General features: G+C 62.9%; 1 pseudogene. It reads right to left on the bottom strand.

Going from position 1 to position 248, the window contains the following annotated elements:
- Positions 1 to 248: pseudogene (locus SB754_RS22120) on the bottom strand (DNA-binding protein); the annotation flags it as partial.

Raw genomic sequence — 248 nt, 5'->3', positions numbered from 1 at the left:
CGGTGTCCTCGGGATCAATGTCCACGATGATGGCATTCAGGCTGGAGGGCCGTGACGCCCTCGCATAAGCGAGGGCGCGCAATGCGGGCTTGTGGACCTTTGACACCAGGATCACGGCATTCACCCGCGAGGGGAGGGCCAGGCCCTGGTGGTCGTCCTCCACTGAGAGTTCCCGCGCCACGGAATCGTAATGCGACCTGATGGTGAACATCATCAGGTACAGCCCGCCCATGGCCAGCAGGGCTATC

It is taken from the genome of Leifsonia sp. SIMBA_070 (genome assembly GCF_046534635.1).
Classification (GTDB): Bacteria; Actinomycetota; Actinomycetes; order Actinomycetales; family Microbacteriaceae; genus Leifsonia.
The sequence above is the reverse complement of the archived record's forward strand: the minus strand, read 5'-3'. Positions and strand labels throughout refer to the sequence as shown.